Consider the following 1,186-nt stretch of genomic DNA (forward strand, 5'->3'; position numbering starts at 1 on the left):
GGTAGCAAGTTTTTAACTTGCGACTCCGAAGCTTGCCATTTCAATGGCGAGTAGTTCACTTGTGGAAAATGATTATTATGATATCTATTTAACCGATAACCAAATATGGGATTTTGTAAACCAAATTATTCCAGTTGCAGATATAAAAGACGAAAAAAGTATCTTATATTTATTTAATGCTAAAAAGGTTGAAATTAATAGTTTACCGAAATCAATATTATATGGTGATTATACACTTAGAAAATCATGGATTGTTAGAATATTGAAAGAAGCTAAATTAAAAGAAAATGATGATGTTATAATTGGCAATCCGAAGTTAATAATAAAATTTACAATAGAAGAAAAAATTTATGAAGTATTAGTCTATGAAAATGGTTTTAAATATAATAATAAATATTATAAAAAGTTAAACATATTAAAAGAAATTGAAAGTATGTTAAGTGCTGGTTAGAAAAATTGTTTAAGATAAATAATTAAAGTAAAAAGTCAAAACTATTAATTGTTACAATAAATACTTTTTTTAAATACTTAATTGCACCCAAAAATTTTTATATCCTTTGTGACAGAGAAGTCTCTCTGTCACTTTTTTTGAAAAAGAATAAAAAATAAAGGAAACAACATAAAAGTATCAAATACTTATAATATAAGTTACTTTAAGAACAAAACTTTATAAATATGATAATTATTCTAACAGAACATTATAGAAGTGATAATGTTAGAGGGGGATTATTTATACCAACTAATATTTATTTGGTAAGACATGCAGAAATTAAATATACTCCAGATGATTTTGTAAGACCATTATCAGAAAAGGGTAAAAGGGATGTAGATAAGGTAACTAATTTCTTTAAGGACAAGGTCATTAATAGGGTTATATCAAGTCCTTATTTAAGGGCTATTGACACAATAAAATATGTTGCATTAGATAAGGGTTTAGAAATTGAAGAAATATATGACTGGAAACACAAGGGGACAGTCCCCTTGTGTTACTGTATAAAGTAATATGCTTTCTATGTTTAAAGAAGTAGAGGATAATTATGTGAATATAAGGTAAATGCCATTGGTATCATTGGAGCTCTTATTAAGTTACAAAGACAATAGGGAGTTACTTTTTTCACTGCTATTATTAGATGGCTTAAGAAGCCCAGCTATTATAGATAATAATGTAGATTTACCACAACCACTA

The 1,186-nt window shown here is 26.3% G+C and carries 2 protein-coding genes; both read left to right on the plus strand.

From position 1 onward, the window contains the following. Positions 1 to 43 precede the first annotated feature (43 nt). Positions 44 to 451 carry a hypothetical protein gene (locus tag L21TH_RS06575; protein ID WP_034429524.1) on the plus strand — a complete coding sequence of 136 codons (408 nt, stop codon included), beginning with the start codon at positions 44 to 46 and terminating at the stop codon, positions 449 to 451. Between the two features lie 224 nt (positions 452 to 675). Then, positions 676 to 1,002 (plus strand): SixA phosphatase family protein, encoded by a 327-nt coding sequence (locus tag L21TH_RS06580; protein ID WP_006312195.1) that lies wholly within the window; start codon positions 676 to 678, stop codon positions 1,000 to 1,002. The last annotated feature ends 184 nt before the right edge of the window (positions 1,003 to 1,186 follow it).

Source organism: Caldisalinibacter kiritimatiensis (genome assembly GCF_000387765.1).
GTDB lineage: Bacteria > Bacillota > Clostridia > Tissierellales > Caldisalinibacteraceae > Caldisalinibacter > Caldisalinibacter kiritimatiensis.

Bases quoted from the DNA above. Each gene is read 5' to 3' on its own strand.
- L21TH_RS06575 (WP_034429524.1), top strand. From the start codon at position 44: ATGGCGAGTAGTTCACTTGTGGAAAATGATTATTATGATATCTATTTA.
- L21TH_RS06580 (WP_006312195.1), top strand. From the start codon at position 676: ATGATAATTATTCTAACAGAACATTATAGAAGTGATAATGTTAGAGGG.